Below are 16,318 nucleotides of genomic sequence, written 5' to 3' on the forward strand. Positions count from 1 at the left end.
TTATAGGCTTATGATTTGATTACATATTTCTTAAGCTAATAAAACACCGAAAAACGTGCATAAGTTTTTTCGACCGTTGAAGACCGGCCCTTGCGGCCGGTTTTTTATGCACAGCTGTTTACTCTTCCCACAACGGCAACTGCAGGCTGAAAACCGTGCCTTGCCCGACCTCACTCGCACACTCGATCCGGCCCCCATGGCGGTCCATGACCGCCTTGACCATGGTCAGGCCCAACCCAAGGCCTTCGCTGCCCTGGGACGAAGCAAAACGTCGGTATTGGCTGAACAGTTCGGGAAGCTCCTGGGCCGCGATGCCGGGCCCCTGGTCCTGGATATGACAGGCCAACCATTGGCCTTTGCGTTCGAGTCGCACCGTCACTGTGGTGCCGGATGGGCTGTACTTGATCGCATTCTCCATCAGGTTGAACAAGGCTCGGGTCAGTAGGGATTGATCCGCCAGGACCATGTCCTCACCCGCCTCGTCCAGGTCGTGGACCAATTGGATCTTTTTCAGTTGGGCCAGCAGCGCTACCTGGTCAAACGCATCGAGCACCAGCATGGCAAACAGGCTGGGCTCAAACTGGTAGCCGTCGGACTCGGCCTTGGCCAATTGAACGAACGACTCGGTCAAACTCAGTGCCCGCCGCACTTGCTGTTCGATCTGGGTAAATACCTGCCAGACGTCAGAGGCCTCATGTCGCTGCACATCCAACAACGCCAGAATGGCCGAGTGGGGCGCCCGCAGATCATGGGAGAGGAAGCGCAGCAGGGTTTCACGTTGCTGTTGGGCGTCACGTTCGATACTCAGGTCAGTCAGGCTCAGCAGCCAACCCAACGCCACATCACCGTCGACCGGTAACAACGGTGCCAACTCCAGGCGCAGGCTGCGTTGCTGGGTGTCGCGGAACTCGACGATTTCCAGGGCTGACAGCGGCGTGCTCACCCCGCCTTGCAAGGGCGGGTAGCCCAATGCCTTGAGTTGCTGTAGCAGGTTCTCGGTAATCAGTTCGTTGCCAAATACATCCCGGGCGATGCGATTGGCCAGCAGGATTTCGCCCGTGGGATCGGTAATCAGCGTAGCGACCGGCAGGCACTCCAGGCCGTCGGCCATAAAACGCCGGGTGTCGCGGGTACGGCTGACCGCTTGCTCCAGGGCCACGATACGGCCCTGCAATACGTCGCCCTTGCTGACGGCGGCACGACGGCGTTCCGGCAGCACCTTGGGCTCACTGTCGAGGCGCGCCAACTCCCAGCCGAAATAGGCCAGGATTACGCTCAGGCGACGCCAGTTCCAGATCAGGTAGCCGAGCAACATGCCGACCAACGTGGCTGCTGGCGACCACCAGAGCCCCAGGCGCAACAAGCCCCAGGAAGCGAGGAGGGCACCCACCATACAACCCAGGCTCAGCCACAGGGCATAACGCGGGCGCAACAGCAGCAGGCCCAGCAGCAATGCCACCAGCGAGGTAGACAGCAGCGTGGCCAGCCAGCCAGGCAACACGGTAATGCTGCGCCCTTGCAGCAGGCCGTTGAGAATGTTGGCCTGGATCTCGACACCTGGGGTCGTGCCAACGCTGGCCGACAGCGGTGTCACGTAGCGATCGCCCATGCCTGGCGCGGTGGCTCCCACCAGGATGATCCGATCGCGTAACAGTTGGGCCGGGACTTCACCGCGCAGCACGCTGACATAGGGCACGCTGGGAAAGCCGTTATCGGCGGCGATAAATGGAATGCGGATGGCATTGTCCCGTTGCCAATCACTGGGTTCAGAAGACGCTGGCAGCCCCGGCATGTCGGCCTGTTGGCCGGTCAGTTCGAAGGCCAGCCACGCCAACTGCGGGACCAGTTGCCCCGGCGGCCCTTCACGCAAATAGAGGCTGCGCACAATACCGTCGCTGTCCGCCTCCACGTTGATATGACCCACCGCCCTGGCACAGTCGCGCAGTGGCAGCACGGGGAGGATTTGCGTGAGGGGTTGCCCCAAGCGCGGCGTGCCTTCGCGAATCAACGGCAGCAGCACATTGCCGGCCTTGCAGATCGCCTGGGCCAGGCGCTGATCATTGGCCGGCTCGCGCGCCGGTTCGCTGAAGATCACATCGAGCAGGATCCCGGCAGGTTTTGCGGCACTCAATTGGTCGATCAGGTCGGCATGCAGACGCCGCGACCAAGGCCATTGGCCAAGCTCCCTGAGGCTCATGTCATCAATGCTCACCAACAGGATGCGCGGGTCCACCTGCAACGGCGCCATGCGCCGCAAGCTGTCGTACAACAGGTTATTCAGGGACAGGCCAGGGCTCAGGGACAGCAAGGCCGTCATCGGTAGCAGGAGCAGGCTGATCCACAGCCATTCCCTGACCAGCCCATTGAACAGGCGCTGGGCCTGGCTCGGCTGACGTTGTTCAGCCCGCCGCCACCACTTCACCGTCCCATCACCGCGGTGCTACTGCACACGGGTGGCAGGTGGGTAATAGAAGATGTCATAAACACCTGTTTCTCCTTCCAGTCCCTGGTCATCAAAGGCCGACACGCGCACGTGATAGAACGAGGCCTTGAGTCCAGTGAAGCTCAAGCGCGGTTCACTGGAGAAGTTTTCCTGCTTGATGTTCATGAAGGTTTTATCGGTAGCCACCTGCGCACGGTAGCGCTGGGCCCCCGGTTGCGGGTGCAGGATCAATGTCCAGACCGGCGCATCGCCTTTCTGGCCGTCCTGGCCCATCAGCCGCGGAGCAGGCAATAAGTCGACCGTCTTCAACTCGCCCTGGGTCTTGAGCAACAACCCTTGTCGAGCGCCAACCTTCAGCTCACCGTCCACCGGTCCCGTCTGCGGTTTTTTCTTGAGCTGTTTACCCAGCGGTTGCGACTCGCTGCGGCTGGCGGCCACCTGGCCGTTGAGCACTTCGACAACCGATTGCTGATCGTCGTTACGCACACGGAAGTGCGTCCCGCGCACGCCAAGTACGCCCACCGGGGTCACGATCTGAAAACGGTCATAGTCACTGGCGCGCTTGAGTACGTAGGCTTCCACTTGCCCTTGTTGCAGGATCACCTGGGGAATCGCCTGTTCTTCCACCAAGTGCAGACGCACCTCGGAGCTGGAGGGCAGGACAACCCGCGAGCCGTCACCGAGCAACAAGCTGACAAACGCCGAGGGCGAGGTTTTTACGCTTTCCTGCTCATCAATCAGCATGCCTTCTTCCAACACGCTGGGGCGTCCCTTGGCATCTAGCTTCCAGGCTTCACCGGTCAGGTGCTGCACGACTGCCGGCAGCGGCTGTGCCCGGCACATCAGGTTGTCATCTATGTAGGGCGCACGCACAGGGGCAGGCTTGGCTAGAACGTGTGGGCTGTTGATCACAAGCGCCAGGGCCAGGCTTGAACCGAATAGAGAGGAAAGGGAATAGCGGCGAGGAAAGAGGGTCATGGCGCTCATCAAGGTTCTAGTTCTAAAGGTCCGTCAGACTGTACGTTCAGAAAGCGTCTTGCCGCGGCAGGACCTTGAATCTCGCCTACGATACCCGATGACGCATCGAACTCGATAGCCGTAGTGGCAGGGATGAGGTGCTCGGAAAGGTGACACATCCCTGTGTCTGCCGGATCGACGAGGCCGAACCGGATGTACATCGAAGAAATACTGTCCCTCACATCCCTCCGACAGCAGTCCGTAGCGAACCGCGGACTACAGATGATACGTCCGTGTATCGAGAGCGCTTCCCGCGCACGCCCTCCATGTGTCACTCAGCGAAAGAGAATTTACCTACAAGAGTGGTGCACAGGGGCGCAGCGCAACATTTGTTCAGATTTAGAAGATCCACCGTTGCTCCTGGTCAAGCACGCTACCGTGTTGAAAGGCATTGGGTGCATCAACTTCCCTGAGTCCGGCGTAACCAAGGCCGTCTACCGATTCGGCATACACCGACATTTCTTTAAGGGGGGCAGACGGCGCCGGGCTACACGCATCCACCATTTCCGTGCCAAAACCTGTTGCCGCAACCAGCACTAACATCTTTCCCCACACTCTGACCTTCTGCACAAGACTCACCTGTCCCGACAGCGCATAAAACCTGATTGCCATTGATCCTTTTCCTGAGGGGCTTGAGCCGGTATCTTTCCAGCTGGGTACGCGATGTTTAACGGCCTTAGGGCTATTTGATATCAGCGTACCGAGAGATGCAGGGAGCTTGAGAAACTGGCCATAATTGTTCAGATTCAACGGCGAACCAATGTTCTCTTCAACCGCTGCAACACTCTTCAAAAAGAAAGGACCCTGCCATGCGTGTCGCGATACTGGATGACGAACCTGCCGAATTGCGGCGGGTGGAACAGACTCTGCGACAAATCCCAAGTGCCTCGGAGCAGCCATGGACGCTGCATTGCTTCGAGCGTGGCGAAGACTTGCTGCGCCAACTGCGCCGAGAAACCTTCGACTTGCTGGTACTCGACTGGCAATTGCCGGACCTGAGCGGTATCGCGATCCTGCGCTGGACCCGTGAGCACATGGAGGCGCCACCTCCGGTGATCATGCTTACCAGCCGCGACGCCGAGAGCGATATCGTCCAGGCCCTGAACAGCGGTGCAGATGACTATGTCAGCAAGCCGTTTCGTCCCAACGAGCTGAAGGCACGGGTCAGTGCCGTCCTGCGCCGTCACGGCCTGCAGAAATCGGCTGCCTCGGAAGTGCTGGTTTTCAACGACCTGACTTTCGACGATGCCGAGCTGACCGTCAGCCGCGCCGGTGATCCGATCAACCTGACCGAAAGGGAGTACCGCCTGGCACGCTGCCTGTTCGCCAACCTGGCGCGGCCGCTGTCACGTGAATATCTCTATGAGCGGTTCTGGACCCATGAAGAAATGGTGTCTTCACGGCCCTTGGACACCCATATTTATCGCCTACGAAACAAGCTTGGGCTGACGCCGGAACGAGGCTGGCAGCTGCTGACCATCTACGGCTACGGCTATCGTTTGGAGAGCGTGACTGCCGCTACGGCATAACAGATGTTCCACGTGGAGCATTTAAAAATGTGCAATAAAAAAGGCCAACGTTAAACGTTGGCCTTTTTTGTTTCGCAAATGCGTTATCAGAAGTCCAGGTTGGACACTGCCAGGGCATTGCTCTCGATGAAGTCACGACGTGGCTCGACCGCGTCACCCATCAGGGTGTTGAAGATCTGGTCCGCGCCAATGGCGTCTTCGATGGTCACACGCAGCATGCGACGCTGCGCTGGGTCCATGGTGGTTTCCCACAGTTGATCCGGGTTCATTTCGCCCAGACCTTTGTATCGCTGGATGGTATGGCGCTTGGTGCTTTCCGCCATCAACCAGTCCAGTGCTTCCTTGAACTCCTTGACCTGCTTCTTGCGTTCGCCACGCTGAATATAAGCGCCGTCGTCCAGCAGGGTGCTCAGTTGCGCGCCCAGGGTAACCACGGTCTTGTAGTCGTTGCTGCCGAAGAAGTCGCGGTTGAAGGTGACGTAGTTCGACAGGCCGTGGGAGATCAGTTCGACCTCTGGCAGCCAAACGTTACGTTCACGGTCTTCACGCAGGCTGGCTTTGTAAACCAGGCCAGACTTCTCAACGGTGCGCAGGCGAACTTCGTACTGGGCCAGCCAATCTTGCATCGCTGCGTGATCGCCCAACTGTTCCAGGCTGACGGCTGGCAGGTAGATGAAGTGTTCGGTCAGCTCCTGAGGGTACAGGCGCGACAAACGCTTGAGGGTCTTCATCACCATGCGGAAGTCGTTTACCAGACGCTCCAGCGCCTCACCGGAGATCCCCGGGGCTTCATCGTTCAAGTGCAGGCTGGCATCTTCCAGGGCCGACTGCGTCATGTACTCTTCCATGGCGTCGTCGTCTTTGATGTATTGCTCTTGCTTGCCCTTTTTCACTTTGTACAACGGTGGCTGGGCGATATAGATGTAGCCCCGCTCGATCAGCTCCGGCAACTGACGGAAGAAGAAGGTCAGCAGCAGGGTACGGATGTGCGAACCGTCGACGTCAGCATCGGTCATGATGATGATATTGTGATAGCGCAACTTGTCGATGTTGTACTCGTCGCGACCAATGCCACAGCCCAGGGCGGTGATCAAGGTGCCAACTTCCTGGGAGGAAATCATCTTGTCGAAACGGGCTTTCTCGACGTTGAGGATCTTACCTTTCAACGGCAGGATTGCCTGGGTGCGGCGGTTACGACCCTGCTTGGCGGAACCGCCAGCAGAGTCACCTTCCACCAGGTACAGTTCGGAGAGGGCAGGGTCCTTCTCCTGGCAGTCCGCCAGTTTGCCCGGCAAGCCAGCGATATCCAGCGCACCTTTACGACGCGTCATTTCACGGGCTTTACGCGCCGCTTCACGAGCCCGTGCCGCATCGATCATCTTGCCGACGACCAACTTGGCTTCGTTAGGGTTTTCCAACAGGAAGTCGGAGAAATACTTGCCCATTTCCTGTTCAACAGCGGTCTTCACTTCAGAAGAAACCAGCTTGTCTTTGGTCTGGGAGCTGAACTTGGGATCCGGAACCTTGACCGAAATAATCGCAGTCAGGCCTTCACGGGCATCGTCACCGGTGGTGGCGACCTTGTGCTTCTTGGCCAGGCCTTCGGCTTCGATATAGGTGTTCAGGTTGCGCGTCAGTGCAGAACGGAAACCCACCAAGTGAGTACCGCCGTCGCGCTGGGGAATGTTGTTGGTGAAGCACAACAGGTTCTCGTTGAAGCTGTCGTTCCATTGCAGGGCGATCTCCACGCCGATGCCGTCTTCACGCTGGATGTTGAAGTGGAACACCTGGTTGACCGCAGTCTTGTTGGTGTTCAGGTATTCAACGAATGCACGCAGACCACCTTCGTACTTGAACAGCTCTTCCTTGCCGCTGCGTTCGTCCTTGAGGACGATACCCACACCGGAGTTGAGGAACGACAGTTCACGAATCCGCTTGGCCAGGATGTCCCAGCTGAAATGGATATTCTTGAAAGTCTCGGCCGAAGGCTTGAAGTGAATCTGGGTGCCGGTGGTTTCGCTGTCACCGACGATCGCCATGGGTGCCTGAGGTACGCCATGCACGTAAGTCTGTTCCCAGATCTTGCCGCTACGGCGAACGGTCAGGATCAACTCTTCTGACAGGGCGTTTACTACCGACACGCCTACACCGTGCAAACCGCCGGATACTTTATAAGAGTTGTCGTCGAACTTACCGCCGGCGTGGAGCACAGTCATGATGACCTCTGCCGCCGATACGCCTTCTTCTTTATGCACATCTACCGGAATGCCGCGACCGTTGTCACGCACGGTGATGGATTCGTCCGGGTGGATGATGATGCTGATGTCGTCACAATGGCCGGCGAGAGCTTCGTCGATGGAGTTGTCGACCACCTCGAACACCATGTGGTGCAGACCGCTACCATCATCGGTGTCGCCAATGTACATACCGGGACGTTTGCGTACGGCATCCAAACCTTTCAGCACTTTAATGCTGGTCGAGTCGTACGTGTTTTCTTCGCTCATGCCTTCACTCCCGATGGTCGTGGGTCTGGGTGATACGGCCTTGTTCCACGTGGAACAAAGCGACTGGCGTTTCCGTCTGCCAGCCTTCCCTCAATAATTCGTGGTCTACACAGGTAATAAATACCTGGCAGCGTAAGTCTTCCAACAAGCGGCATAGCGCGCGGCGGTGTTGCTCGTCCAGTTCGGACGGCAAATCATCCACCAGATAAATACATTGACCGCGTCGGGCCTGGCTAACCAAGTGCCCCTGGGCGATACGCAGCGCGCAGACCACTAGCTTCTGCTGACCACGGGACAAGATATCCGCGGCGTTATGAGCACCTAATCTAAGGCGCAAATCAGCGCGTTGCGGTCCTGCCTGGGTGTGGCCAATTTGCTGGTCCCGTTGCAAAGAGGTGGCGAGTACTGCACTCAAGTCACGCTCTTTGTCCCAACCACGGTAGTAGCTCAGCGTCAGCCCCTCGAGTTCCAGCAACTCACTCAAGGTCTGTTCAAAGACTGGTTTCAAGGCTTTGATATAGGTGCGGCGGTATTCATCTATTTCGTCGCTGGCCAGGCACAGTTCACGGTCCCAGGCCGCTTGCGAAGCGGCGTCAAGTGTACCATGCCGCAGCCATGAGTTCCGCTGCCGCAGGGCCTTCTGCAGGCGCTGCCAAGTGGCCATGAACCTCGGTTCCACGTGGAACACTCCCCAATCGAGGAACTGCCGGCGAATTTTGGGGGCGCCTTCCAACAAGCGGAAGCTGTCGGGGTTGATCAATTGCAGTGGCAGGATTTCCGCCAGTTGCGCCGCACTGCGCGCATTCTGCCCATCGATACGGATCTGGAACTCCCCCTGGCGATCACGAGAGATCCCCAGGCTGCTATGCCCGCCTTGCGCCAGTTCAACCTGGCCAAATACGGTGCACGCCAATTGCTCGTACTGAATCACCGGTAACAGGCGGGCGCTGCGAAAGGAACGAGCAAGGCCCAACAAGTGAATGGCTTCCAGCACGCTGGTTTTGCCACTGCCGTTGGCGCCGTGGAGGATATTGATGCGGGGGGAGGGGGAGAAGGTCACCGGGTGCAGATTGCGCACCGCGGTGACCGAGACGCGACTGAGGGACATCTAGCTTCTGCTGAACATGATTACAGGCGCATCGGCATAACAACATAAGCCGAGTCGTCGTTATCGGATTCTTGCACCAGGGCGCTGCTGTTGGAGTCGGACAGGATCAGACGCACTTGCTCAGTGGTCATCACACCCAGCACATCAAGCAGGTAGCTCACGTTGAAACCAATCTCCAGCGAGCCGCCGTTGTAATCAACGCTGATTTCTTCTTCAGCTTCTTCCTGCTCCGGGTTGTTGGCCTGGATTTTCAGCTGACCGTTGGCCAATTGCAGGCGAATACCCCGGTACTTTTCGTTGGACAGGATCGCGGTACGGCTGAACGCTTCACGCAGCGCCTGACGATCACCGATCACCAGCTTGTCGCCACCTTTGGGTAGCACACGCTCGTAATCCGGGAACTTGCCGTCTACCAGCTTGGAGGTGAAGGTGAACTCGCCAGTGGTCGCACGGATGTGATGCTGGCCCAGGACGATGCTGACGTTACCGTCCGGCTCGGTGAGCAGACGCGCGAGCTCCAGGATACCTTTGCGCGGCACGATCACCTGATGGCGATCCGGCTGGCCGATATCAGCCTTCATCGAGCACATGGCCAGGCGGTGACCGTCTGTGGCCACGGCACGGATGATGCCTTCAGATACTTCCAGCAGCATGCCGTTGAGGTAGTAACGCACGTCCTGCTGGGCCATGGCGAAGCTGGTGCGCTCGATCAAACGACGCAGACGGCTTTGTTCCAGGCTGCAGGTCAGCGAACCCGGGCCTTCTTCCACAGTCGGGAAGTCGTTGGCCGGCAAGGTCGACAGGGTGAAACGACTGCGCCCGGCCTTGACCACCAACTTCTGCTCATCGACCTTGATGTCGATCAGCGCGTCGTTGGGCAGGCTTTTGCAGATGTCCATCAGCTTGCGCGCAGGCACGGTGATCTCACCGGGCTCAGCGGGTTCTTCCAGCTGTACACGACCAACCAGTTCGACTTCCAGGTCGGTACCGGTCAACGACAACTGCTGGCCTTCGACAACCAACAGTACGTTGGAAAGTACCGGCAAGGTCTGTCGGCGCTCGACGACGCCTGCGACCAGTTGCAGGGGTTTCAACAGGGCTTCGCGTTGAATGGTGAAATGCATGGTCTAGTCCCTTGCCTTAATAAGCTGCGCTGGTGTTCATCAAGTTGTCAGTGTACGCAGCAGGTTCTTGTAGTCCTCGCGAATATCCGCGTCGGATTCCTTAAGCTCGTTGATCTTGCGGCACGCGTGCAAGACCGTGGTGTGGTCGCGGCCACCAAATACATCGCCGATTTCCGGCAGGCTGTGGTTGGTCAACTCCTTGGAGAGCGCCATGGCCACCTGACGCGGACGCGCTACCGAGCGCGAGCGGCGCTTGGACAGCAGGTCGGAAATCTTGATCTTGTAGTACTCGGCCACAGTGCGCTGAATGTTATCCACACTCACCAGTTTGTCTTGCAACGCCAGCAGGTCTTTGAGGGATTCGCGAATCAGCTCGATGGTGATATCGCGGCCCATGAAGTGCGAGTGAGCGATGACGCGCTTGAGCGCGCCTTCGAGCTCACGCACGTTGGAGCGGATGCGCTGGGCGATGAAGAATGCGGCGTCGTGAGGCAGATCGACTTTCGCCTGGTCGGCCTTTTTCATCAGGATCGCGACCCGGGTTTCCAGTTCCGGCGGCTCTACCGCAACGGTCAGGCCCCAACCGAAGCGCGATTTGAGACGCTCTTCCAGGCCCTCGATTTCCTTGGGGTAGCGATCGCTGGTGAGGATGACCTGCTGGCCACCTTCAAGCAGGGCGTTGAACGTGTGGAAAAACTCTTCCTGGGAACGTTCCTTGCGCGCGAAGAATTGAATGTCATCGATCAGCAGCGCATCGACGGAGCGATAGAAGCGTTTGAATTCGTTGATCGCATTGAGTTGCAACGCCTTGACCATGTCGGCCACGAAGCGCTCCGAGTGCAGGTACACGACCTTGGCATTCGGGTTCTTCTTTAATAGGTGGTTACCCACAGCGTGCATCAAGTGCGTCTTACCCAAGCCAACGCCGCCGTAAAGGAAGAGTGGGTTGTAACCATGCTTGGGGTTGTCAGCTACCTGCCAGGCCGCAGCGCGGGCCAGCTGGTTGGATTTACCTTCGACGAAGTTTTCAAAGGTAAAGGTGCGGTTCAGGTAACTGGTGTGCTTGAGCGCACCCTCGACCTGGACCGTGCGCTGTTCGGCACGTACCGGCGCCTGCTGGGAGCTGGCTCCTGCCATCGGGTCGAAACTGTCGCGGGAGGGCTCTTCGCTGACTGGCGCGTTTTTCTGCGCGGCGGATTTCGTCGGCATAGACGCAGCGGGCGCCGGCGCATGATTGACCGGGGCAGAGGCAGCCTGGGCTTGCGACGCAGCGGCGGCAAGCGGCGCGTTGGGGGCGGCGCGAGGTACGGAGCTGCGTTTGCTGCCTATTAATAAGGAGAGCGCAGGAGCCATCCCATTGCCATGTTCGTCGAACAATTCGAGAACGCGGCTCAGGTACTTCTCGTTGACCCAGTCGAGAACAAAACGATTGGGTGCGTAGACACGCAACTCGTCGCCTTCGGCTTCGACCTGTAGTGGACGGATCCAGGTGTTGAATTGCTGGGCAGGCAGCTCATCGCGCAAAAGCTCCACGCACTGCTGCCAAAGTTCCACTGACACGGATATCCCCTAAGTTGAAAGCCGGTGAGGCAAAAACAGCCGCCATTGTAGCGGCGAGCGGGCCACTTATCCACATGTAGGTTGCTCACAGGCCGCCAAGAATCAATGCCTTAACCGTAAAAAAGGCGACAAATGGTCTGTGCATAAGCTCTGTGGATAAGCGCCCCTAAGCTCGTTGTACAAGTGGGGTCGAAAGTCTGTGGGTAACTGGCCTGTGGATAAGTAGCCATTCCACACACAGCTTATCCGACAGCGCAGCACAGGCAGAGCACTGCTTCTCCCCCGTGTTGTCATCCTCTGTACAGCACGTGGAATATGGTCTCAAGCCAGTTATCCACAGATGATCGGCTCCCTAGCTTTTATAAGCTTTACAGAAAAGCTTTAAATAACTTCCTTCTTTATTTTTATATCTATGGCATTGCTCGTGAAAGCCGAACCTCATGGAATCGGTCCCAGGGCCTGCAGATATCTAATTGAAGGAATAGCTGGTTGGAAATTGACCTAGAGGCTTGCTTTCTCTAGAATCCCCGGTCTCTTAAAACGGGGGCCATTCCGGCCCGTTGTGGACGAACCAGGTAACACGCCATGAAACGTACTTTCCAACCAAGCACCATCAAACGCGCCCGTACTCACGGTTTCCGTGCTCGCATGGCTACCAAGAACGGCCGTGCTGTCCTGTCGCGTCGCCGCGCCAAAGGTCGTGCGCGTCTGGCAGTTTGATAATCCGGTACTGGTGGTGAGTCAGGACTTCAGTCGGGAAAAGCGTCTGCTAACCCCCCGGCACTTCAAGGCAGTCTTTGACTCCCCCACCGGCAAGGTTCCGGGGAAAAATCTCCTGCTCCTTGCGCGTAACAACGATCTGGATCACCCCCGTCTCGGGTTGGTGATCGGCAAGAAGAGCGTAAAGCTCTCCGTTGAGCGCAATCGCCTCAAGCGTCTGATGCGCGAATCGTTTCGCCTCCACCAGGACACTCTGGTTGGTTGGGATATTGTTATCGTCGCGCGCAAAGGCTTGGGGGACGTAGAAAACCCCGAATTGATTCAGCATTTCGGCAAGCTCTGGAAACGTTTGGCTCGCACCAGCAAGCCGACCCCAGCAGTCAGCCCCGAAACTGTAGGGGTAGACAGCACTGATGCGTAAACTGGCCCTCGTTCCGATCCAGTTTTACCGTTATGCCATCAGTCCGCTGATGGCCAGCCACTGTCGTTTCTACCCCAGTTGTTCCTGCTACGCGTATGAAGCCATAGAAAATCATGGCCTTCTGCGCGGTGGCTGGCTGACCTTTCGTCGTTTAGGTCGCTGTCATCCGTGGAATCCCGGTGGTTATGACCCGGTTCCGCCTATCCCTACCTCCCGTTCTTCTTCGATGGCCGAGTAATCATGGATATTAAACGCACGATCCTGATCGTCGCCCTGGCAATCGTGTCCTACGTTATGGTTCTGAAATGGAACCAGGACTATGGCCAGGCTGCCCTGCCGACTCAGAATGTTGCTACCAATCAGTCTGCCCCTGCTATTGCAGATGCACCGTTGGGTAACAATGCTTCCGCCAGTGCCGATGTACCCAGCGCGAATGCCGATACCAGCACCCCTGTAGACAACGCGGTCATCACCAATAAAGACCTCATCCACGTCAAAACGGATGTACTGGACCTGGCGATCGATCCACAGGGCGGCGATATTGCCCAGCTGAAATTGCCACTGTATCCACGTCGCCAAGACCATCCGGATGTTCCATTCCAGTTGTTCGATAACGGTGGCGAACGTGTTTATCTGGCGCAAAGCGGCCTGACTGGCACTGATGGTCCTGATGCTCGTGCTACCGGTCGTCCGGTTTATTCGACCGAACAGAAGACTTATCAACTGGCTGATGGCCAAAACCAGTTGAACGTCGACCTGAAATTCAGTCACGACGGCGTCAATTACATCAAGCGTTTCAGCTTCACTCGCGGTTTGTACGATCTGAAAGTCACCTACCTGATCGACAACACCAGCGAAAAAGCCTGGACTGGCAACCTGTTTGCCCAGCTCAAGCGTGACGGCAGCTCCGATCCTTCTTCCAGCACTGCCACTGGCACCGCGACTTATCTGGGCGCTGCCCTGTGGACAAGTAACGAGCCGTACAAAAAAGTGTCGATGAAAGATATCGACAAGGCCGCGCTGAAAGAAACGGTGCAAGGTGGTTGGGTAGCCTGGCTGCAACACTACTTTGTAACCGCGTGGATCCCGAACAAGGGTGAAGCCAACCTGGTTCAGACCCGCAAGGACAACCAGGGCAACTACATCATTGGTTTCACTGGCCCGGCGTTGACCGTTGCACCAGGTGCCAAGGCTGAAACCAGTGCCACCTTGTATGCCGGCCCGAAAAGCCAAGCGGTACTCAAGGAGTTATCCCCAGGTCTGGAACTGACTGTGGATTACGGCATCCTGTGGTTCATTGCCCAGCCAATCTTCTGGTTGCTGCAACATATCCACAGCATCGTCGGTAACTGGGGCTGGTCGATCATCTTCCTGACCATGCTGATCAAAGGGATTTTCTTCCCGCTGTCGGCTGCCAGCTACAAATCGATGGCCCGTATGCGTGCGGTTGCACCGAAACTGGCTGCACTGAAAGAGCAACATGGCGATGACCGGCAGAAGATGTCGCAAGCCATGATGGAGCTGTACAAGAAAGAGAAGATCAACCCGTTGGGTGGATGCTTGCCGATTCTGGTACAGATGCCGGTGTTCCTGTCGCTGTACTGGGTGCTCCTGGAAAGCGTGGAAATGCGCCAGGCGCCGTTCATGCTGTGGATAACTGACTTGTCGATCAAAGACCCGTTCTTTATCCTGCCGATCATCATGGGCGCGACCATGTTCATCCAGCAGCGTCTGAACCCGACTCCTCCGGATCCGATGCAGGCCAAGGTGATGAAAATGATGCCAATCATCTTCACCTTCTTCTTCCTGTGGTTCCCGGCTGGTCTGGTCCTGTACTGGGTGGTCAACAACGTGTTGTCGATCTCTCAACAGTGGTACATCACACGTAAGATCGAAGCGGCTGCCAAAAAAGCCGAGGCGTAACTTACTCTGTGGATAACCACTCAAGACGCCCCCTCGTGGGGCGTTTTGCATTCTGTCACTTTTGTCTGGGAAACCGCTGATGAGCGCTCCTCGTGAAACCATCGCTGCCGTCGCCACCGCCCAGGGCCGGGGCGGTGTCGGTATCGTTCGAATTTCCGGACCGCTGGCCGGCATTGCCGCCAAGGCTATCAGCGGGCGCGAGCTGAAGCCCCGGTATGCGCATTACGGGCCCTTTTTTGCTGAAGACCTCGAGGTGCTGGATGAAGGCCTGGCCCTGTATTTTCCCGGGCCTAACTCGTTCACCGGCGAAGATGTGCTGGAACTGCAGGGCCATGGCGGTCCTGTGGTGCTGGACATGCTGCTGCAGCGCTGCCTGCAATTGGGCTGCCGCCTGGCCCGGCCGGGTGAATTCAGCGAGCGGGCGTTCCTCAATGACAAGCTCGACCTGGCCCAGGCCGAGGCCATCGCCGATCTGATCGAGGCCAGTTCTGCACAGGCCGCACGCAATGCCCTGCGCTCGTTGCAGGGGGCGTTTTCCCTGCGTGTGCATAACCTCACCGAGCAACTGATCAGTTTGCGCATCTATGTCGAGGCAGCCATTGATTTCCCGGAAGAAGAAATCGACTTTCTTGCCGATGGCCATGTCTTGGCCATGCTCGATAAGGTCCGCGATGAGTTATCCACAGTACTGAAGGAAGCCGGGCAGGGCGCATTGCTGCGCGACGGTATGACAGTGGTGATTGCTGGCCGGCCCAACGCCGGCAAGTCGAGTTTGCTCAACGCTCTTGCGGGGCGTGAAGCGGCCATTGTCACCGAGATTGCCGGTACCACCCGGGATATCCTGCGCGAACACATTCATATCGATGGCATGCCGCTGCACGTGGTCGATACCGCCGGTTTGCGTGATACCGATGACCAGGTGGAAAAAATCGGTGTGGAACGGGCGCTCAAGGCCATCGGTGAAGCAGATCGGGTGCTGTTGGTGGTGGATGCCACAGCACCTGAGGCTGTGGATCCTTTTGCCCTGTGGCCCGAATTCCTTGAACAACGGCCGGACCCGGCCAAAGTCACGCTGATTCGCAACAAAGCCGACCTGACGGGGGAAGCCATTGCCCTGGAAGTCAGCGACGATGGCCATGTCACGATCAGCCTCAGCGCCAAGTCTGCCGGCGATGGCCTGGAACTGCTACGCGATCATCTCAAGGCGTGCATGGGTTATGAACAGACCTCGGAGAGCAGCTTCAGCGCTCGTCGCAGGCACCTTGAGGCCCTACGCCATGCCAGCGCCGCCCTTGAGCACGGCAGAGCACAGCTGACGCTGGCGGGCGCGGGAGAGCTGCTGGCCGAAGACTTACGGCAGGCCCAGCAACTGCTGGGGGAAATTACCGGGGCGTTCAGCTCTGATGATCTGCTCGGCAGGATCTTTTCCAGCTTCTGCATCGGTAAATAACCCTTCGCTGTTCACAGACAGGCAATGGGTGCCTGTCTGTTTCGTCCGTTTCAGGGCACACCTTCGCATTTCCTCAAATTTACCTCCCCCGAGGCTGCCTTGCCGTGGGTGAAATTTGCCGTGTGTGACACATTTCTGTGGATTAAGCCCTGTGAATAACCGCCCTTGTGCCCAGTTGATAACAGGGCTCGAAACCTGAGTAAAAACCCGCCTGTGGATAAGCACCTGTTTAATCCACAGGCTTAAAGCACTTATCCAACGGCCTCATTGGCACCTAACCACAGACTTTTGAATCTCTGTACAGTACGTAAATAAAGGCCTATAGAGATCTATCCACAGAAAGTAGGCTCAGTAGAAATAAACATAAAAACAAAGATTTAATAAATTTCTCTCTTTTAATTTCTATTACCTCTGATTCATCCACAGCTGGTTAAATTTTGTGCAAAGGGTTCTTTAGGAAGGGCTAAGTCCCTATACTTGCCGCCATAGCTCCAAAACTCTTTCAACAGACAATTCCTG

The 16,318-nt window shown here is 57.3% G+C and carries 13 protein-coding genes; 6 read left to right on the plus strand and 7 right to left on the minus strand.

Features of this window, described 5'->3' with window-relative positions; translation table 11 throughout:
• Window positions 1-118 precede the first annotated feature (118 nt).
• From BHC62_RS25440 to BHC62_RS28450, 3 genes are all read right to left on the minus strand, one after another.
• Window positions 119-2,422: a CHASE2 domain-containing protein gene (locus tag BHC62_RS25440; RefSeq protein WP_070996609.1), complete on the minus strand. Its 2,304-nt coding sequence runs from the start codon at window positions 2,420-2,422 to the stop codon at window positions 119-121.
• A gap of 18 nt (window positions 2,423-2,440) precedes the next feature.
• The gene (locus BHC62_RS25445) at window positions 2,441-3,430 is read right to left on the minus strand and encodes a FecR domain-containing protein (protein WP_029290203.1); all 990 of its coding nucleotides are present in this window, start codon (window positions 3,428-3,430) and stop codon (window positions 2,441-2,443) included.
• Window positions 3,431-3,799: 369 nt separating this feature from the next.
• A complete protein-coding gene (locus tag BHC62_RS28450; protein ID WP_143007600.1) occupies window positions 3,800-4,252 on the minus strand; it encodes a hypothetical protein in 453 nt (150 codons plus the stop codon).
• Between the two features lie 17 nt (window positions 4,253-4,269).
• On the opposite strand from BHC62_RS28450, the gene BHC62_RS25455 reads away from it, so the two are divergent.
• The gene (locus tag BHC62_RS25455) at window positions 4,270-4,989 is read left to right on the plus strand and encodes a response regulator transcription factor (RefSeq protein ID WP_029290199.1); all 720 of its coding nucleotides are present in this window, start codon (window positions 4,270-4,272) and stop codon (window positions 4,987-4,989) included.
• A gap of 86 nt (window positions 4,990-5,075) precedes the next feature.
• On the opposite strand, the gene gyrB is transcribed toward BHC62_RS25455, so the two are convergent.
• From gyrB to dnaA, 4 genes are read right to left on the minus strand one after another with little or no spacing between them, the layout of a single operon-like run.
• Window positions 5,076-7,493, minus strand: a complete 2,418-nt coding sequence (gene gyrB, locus BHC62_RS25460; RefSeq protein WP_029290197.1) for a DNA topoisomerase (ATP-hydrolyzing) subunit B — start codon at window positions 7,491-7,493, stop codon at window positions 5,076-5,078.
• 4 nt (window positions 7,494-7,497) lie between these two features.
• On the minus strand, window positions 7,498-8,601 hold the full coding sequence (recF, locus tag BHC62_RS25465; protein ID WP_029290195.1) for a DNA replication/repair protein RecF: 1,104 nt from the start codon (window positions 8,599-8,601) through the stop codon (window positions 7,498-7,500).
• 20 nt (window positions 8,602-8,621) lie between these two features.
• Window positions 8,622-9,725, minus strand: coding sequence for a DNA polymerase III subunit beta (gene dnaN / locus BHC62_RS25470; protein WP_029290193.1), 1,104 nt, complete (start codon window positions 9,723-9,725; stop codon window positions 8,622-8,624).
• A gap of 39 nt (window positions 9,726-9,764) precedes the next feature.
• The gene (dnaA, locus tag BHC62_RS25475; protein ID WP_029290191.1) at window positions 9,765-11,285 is read right to left on the minus strand and encodes a chromosomal replication initiator protein DnaA; all 1,521 of its coding nucleotides are present in this window, start codon (window positions 11,283-11,285) and stop codon (window positions 9,765-9,767) included.
• A 585-nt stretch (window positions 11,286-11,870) separates the two neighbouring features.
• On the opposite strand from dnaA, the gene rpmH reads away from it, so the two are divergent.
• The 5 genes from rpmH (at window position 11,871) to mnmE (ending at window position 15,799) form a co-directional block, all read left to right on the plus strand.
• A complete protein-coding gene (gene rpmH, locus BHC62_RS27610) occupies window positions 11,871-12,005 on the plus strand; it encodes a 50S ribosomal protein L34 (RefSeq protein WP_003213577.1) in 135 nt (44 codons plus the stop codon).
• 16 nt (window positions 12,006-12,021) lie between these two features.
• Window positions 12,022-12,426, plus strand: coding sequence for a ribonuclease P protein component (rnpA, locus tag BHC62_RS25480; RefSeq protein WP_029290189.1), 405 nt, complete (start codon window positions 12,022-12,024; stop codon window positions 12,424-12,426).
• Complete coding sequence (yidD, locus tag BHC62_RS27615) at window positions 12,419-12,664, plus strand: membrane protein insertion efficiency factor YidD (RefSeq protein ID WP_010465488.1); 246 nt, start codon at window positions 12,419-12,421, stop codon at window positions 12,662-12,664. The genes rnpA and yidD overlap by 8 nt, the downstream gene beginning before the upstream one ends.
• Before the next feature lie 2 nt (window positions 12,665-12,666).
• The gene (gene yidC / locus BHC62_RS25485) at window positions 12,667-14,349 is read left to right on the plus strand and encodes a membrane protein insertase YidC (protein ID WP_029290187.1); all 1,683 of its coding nucleotides are present in this window, start codon (window positions 12,667-12,669) and stop codon (window positions 14,347-14,349) included.
• Between the two features lie 79 nt (window positions 14,350-14,428).
• Complete coding sequence (gene mnmE, locus BHC62_RS25490) at window positions 14,429-15,799, plus strand: tRNA uridine-5-carboxymethylaminomethyl(34) synthesis GTPase MnmE (protein ID WP_070996612.1); 1,371 nt, start codon at window positions 14,429-14,431, stop codon at window positions 15,797-15,799.
• Window positions 15,800-16,318: the final 519 nt, after the last annotated feature.

It is taken from the genome of Pseudomonas sp. 06C 126, from assembly GCF_001855215.1.
GTDB classification, from domain to species: domain Bacteria; phylum Pseudomonadota; class Gammaproteobacteria; order Pseudomonadales; family Pseudomonadaceae; genus Aquipseudomonas; species Aquipseudomonas proteolytica.